The following is a 3,817-nucleotide window of genomic DNA, read 5'->3' on the forward strand; positions in this document are numbered from 1 at the left end:
AGAGTGGTGCGCAGGCTCCCGGTCAGCAGGGCCAGGCCGCTCAGCAGGCTGCCAAGGCCGCGGAGGCGAGGGCGGCCGAACTGAAGGCTGGTGAGGCCAAGGTCGGTGAGGCCAAGGCAGGTGCGCCTGCCGCTGCCGCGAAGACGGGCCTGCCGGGCGCGGGCCAGGTGGGTCAGTTCGGTGGTCAGGCTGGCCAGCAGGTCTCAGGTCAGAGCCAGGTCGGCAACCAGGGACCTGGTCAGCCGGGTCAGTCCGGCAGCCAGGCACCTGGCCAGGGACAGCAGGGTCCGGCAGGCGGCAAGGACGCACTCGGCAAGGACGCCAAGGACGCCCTGAAGGACGCGCTGTTCAAGGATCCGGAGCTCGGCGAACCCGGCACCGACGCCTCGGCCCCCGGCACACAGAAGGTCGGCGACACCATCGCCGCCCCCGCTGCTCCGGTGGCCGGTGTCGACCTCGGCACTGGCCGTCCTACCGGAGGGTCCGCATCTGCGGTCGATCTCGGCACTGGCCGTCCTACCGGAGGGTCCGTCCCTGGGGCCGACCTCGGTACCGGCCGCCCCACCGGCGAGACCGTCACCTCAGGTCCCATGGCCGGTGTCGATCCCGGCGGCCAGCAGGGTTCCGGCGCCCTCACCGACCGCCTCGAGAACAACCGCGACCAGTCGCAGGCACTGGTCAACCCCGGCCTCGCCTCCGACATCGCCCGCCACGCCTACACCGCGGCAGCGGCCGGCAGCTGGTTCATGGCCATCTTCCTGTCCGCGGGCCAGCCGCCGCGGCTCGCTCCGAAACCCGCCCGCCAGCTGCCCCGGCCGGTCCCGGAACTCGAGCAGCAGGTCGTGCCCCGGTTCGCTCCGCAGGACCACCCGCGGGCCGACCTGGTCGACACCTCCTTCCCGCAGCCGTCGGAACCGTCCGAGGGCCTGGGCAAGGAACACCCGGCAGTGCAGGAACTCCTCGAGGGCTACGACCCGCTGGCCGGCATGCACGAACGCGACTGGGAGAGCCTGTTCCAGAACGAGGACGGCACCCCGCGCTGGCCGGTCGAAAGCGAAGGCGGCTACGAGGACAGCCAGCCCGAGGTCCTGAAGGAAGGCGCCGAGCTCGACAGGTTCGGCACCCCGGAGGGCCGCGTCTTGAGCACGGCGGGCACGCCCTTCAAGGAACGTTCGCTGCCACCTCAGGCCATGGAAGAGGGCTACCGCAGGTACCGCGTCACCAGGGACCTGCCCGTCCACCGCACGATCAGCGCGCCCTGGTTCGGCCAGCCCGGTGGCGGAAGCCGGTACCGCACCACCTATCCCGTCGCGGACCTCGTCGCGCTCGGCTACCTCACGGAGATCACCGCATGAACGTCGAGTCGCTGCCGGAGTGGCTGACCAGGATCGGCGTGCCGGACGACGTCGTCAGCATCGGTGAGGAGGCGGACCAGCGCTGGTGCCTCCTCACCGACGAGACCGGCCACGAGGTGTTCTGGCAGGAGCAGGGCAACCGCTACGACTGGGCCCGGTTCGACGACGAGAGCGTGGCGTGCCACTACCTCTTCGGCCGGCTCGCCTGGGCTCAGGTCGCGCGCGGAAGCCTCACCGTGCCAACAGCTTGAGCGCGGCGTCGTGCAGGTGGCCGTTCGACGTCAGCACGCTGCCGCCGTCGTAGCGCTCCTCACCGTCCAGTGAGGTGAAACGGCCACCCGCCTCCGTCACCAGCACCTGGAACGGGGCGATGTCCCACGGGTTCGCCACGGCCTCGGGTGCCAGGTCGATGGCGCCCTCGGCGACCAGGCAGTGCTGGTAGAAGTCGCCGAACGCGCGGCTCTCCCAGGTCGCGTCGACCAACCGCAGATACGCCTCGCGTGAGTGGTACTCCACCCACGACTTGATGTCCGTGGTCGACACGTAAGCGTCCTCGAGAGAACGCACGCCGGACACGGAGATCGCGCGTTCGCCGGAAGCATCCGACGCGAACGCGCCACCACCGGCAGCGGCCCACCAGCGCCGGCCCAGCGCGGGTGCCGACACGACACCCACGACGGGAACCCCGTCCACGACCAGGGCGATCAGCGTCGCCCAGATCGGCACGCCGCGCAGGAAGTTCTTGGTGCCGTCGATGGGGTCGAGCACCCAGACGCGCGAAGCGTCCAGGGTGCCGCCGCGCTCCTCGCCCATGACGACGTCGTCGGGGCGTTCGGCGGCCAGCACCGCCCTGACCGCGTCCTCGACCGCGACGTCGGCATCGGTGACGGGTGTGCGGTCCGGCTTGCGCTCGACGGCGAGGTCGTGTGCGCGGAATCGGGTCGCGGTGATCGCGTCGGCGGCGTCGGCGAGGCGGAGGGCGAGTTCAAGATCAGCATCGTGGCGTGACACGCGGCGATCGTTCCACGAATACGCTGGGCCCGTGAGCGTGGTGTTGCTGGCCGAGGACGATCCGGCCATCGCGGAACCTCTCTCCCGCGCGTTGACGCGGGAGGGCTATTCGGTGCAGGTCGTGGGCGACGGGCCGCGCGCCCTCGAAGCCGCCATCGCCGGGGGGATCGATCTCCTGGTGCTGGACCTCGGCCTGCCGGGCATGGACGGCCTGGAGGTGTGCCGCAGACTCCGTCAGAACGGCAGAGGCATACCCGTGCTGATGCTCACAGCGCGTGCGGACGAGGTCGACTTCGTGGTCGGGCTCGACGCGGGCGCGGACGACTACGTCGCCAAGCCGTTCCGTCTCGCCGAGCTGATGGCCCGCATCAGGGCCCTGCTGCGCCGCCGGGCACCGGGAACGCTGGAGGTCAACGGCGTGCGCGTCGACCTGGCCGCCCGCCGCGTCACCGTCGACGGCGGGGAGATCCAGCTCGCGAACAAGGAGTTCGAGCTGCTCAAGGTGCTCATCCAGCGCGCGGGGCAGGTCGTGAGCCGCGACGAGATCCTCTCCGAGGTGTGGAACGACCCGGACCTCAAGGGCAGCAAGACGCTCGACATGCACATGTCGTGGCTGCGCCGGAAGCTCGGTGACGGCACGCCGAACTCGGCCGAGCGCCGCATCGCGACCGTGCGCGGTCGCGGTTTCCGCTTCAACGCCGACTGATGAGGCGCCGGATACTGCGGGCGATCCTGCTCGCCGTCGCCGTCACGGGTTTCGTGCTCGGCATCCCGCTCGGCTACACCGCGCTGCAGCTCGTCGAGGACACCGCCCGCGGCGACCTCACCGAACGCGCCCAGCAGATCGCGACGACGCTCGACGACCAGCTCGCCAACCGGCGCGGCATCGACATCGAGGCCGTCAAGATCGCCATACCCACCGACGGCCGTCTCACGGTGATGTCCGGTGGCGCCACCAGCTCCACCGGCCCCTCACCCGGCGAAGACCCGCTGACCGTCGAACTGCCGATAGCGCAGCAGGGCACCGTCCGGCTGGAGATCCCCTCCGGTCCGATGCACACCACCCAGGCGCAGGTGGCGGGCCTGGTGCTGCTCCTGCTCGCGCTATCCGTCGGCACCGGCACCGTCGTCGCCCTCGTGACCGCGCAAACGCTCGCCCGCCCCCTGGTCTACGTGGCCGCTCGCGCGTCCCGCCTGGGCGCCGGCGACTTCCGCGCCGACGAGCAGCGCTACAACATCTCCGAGCTGGACGCGGTCTCCGAGGCCCTCGACACCTCCGCCACGGCCCTCGCCCGGCTCGTCCAACGCGAACGTGAGCTGGTCGGCGACGTCTCCCACCAGCTCCGCAGCCGCCTGACCGCCCTGCAGCTGCGCCTGGAGGCACTGGCAGAACATCCGGAACCCGAGACGGCCGCCGAAGCCCGCGCCGCCCTCGAACAGGCCGAACGCCT

The 3,817-nt window shown here is 71.2% G+C and carries 4 protein-coding genes and 1 pseudogene; 4 read left to right on the plus strand and 1 reads right to left on the minus strand.

Features of this window, described 5'->3' with window-relative positions:
- Together FXN61_RS54980 and FXN61_RS48010 are read left to right on the plus strand one after the other, a co-directional pair.
- On the plus strand, positions 1-1,355 hold a 1,355-nt coding region (locus FXN61_RS54980), incomplete at its 5' end, for a TNT domain-containing protein (RefSeq protein WP_167980422.1).
- A complete protein-coding gene (locus FXN61_RS48010; RefSeq protein WP_167980423.1) occupies positions 1,352-1,606 on the plus strand; it encodes a hypothetical protein in 255 nt (84 codons plus the stop codon). The genes FXN61_RS54980 and FXN61_RS48010, both read left to right, overlap by 4 nt.
- Here the strand turns inward: FXN61_RS48010 and hisN are convergent.
- Positions 1,587-2,366 (minus strand): histidinol-phosphatase, encoded by a 780-nt coding sequence (hisN, locus tag FXN61_RS48015; RefSeq protein ID WP_312878564.1) that lies wholly within the window; start codon positions 2,364-2,366, stop codon positions 1,587-1,589. The two genes, FXN61_RS48010 and hisN, sit on opposite strands and share 20 nt — an antisense overlap.
- A gap of 31 nt (positions 2,367-2,397) precedes the next feature.
- Between hisN and FXN61_RS48020 the strand changes: the two genes are divergently transcribed.
- Positions 2,398-3,072 carry a response regulator transcription factor gene (locus FXN61_RS48020; protein WP_167980425.1) on the plus strand — a complete coding sequence of 225 codons (675 nt, stop codon included), beginning with the start codon at positions 2,398-2,400 and terminating at the stop codon, positions 3,070-3,072.
- Positions 3,072-3,817: pseudogene (locus FXN61_RS48025) on the plus strand (HAMP domain-containing histidine kinase); the annotation flags it as partial. The gene FXN61_RS48020 and the pseudogene FXN61_RS48025, both read left to right, overlap by 1 nt.

This window comes from Lentzea indica (assembly GCF_012184385.1).
Classification (GTDB): Bacteria; Actinomycetota; Actinomycetes; order Mycobacteriales; family Pseudonocardiaceae; genus Lentzea; species Lentzea indica.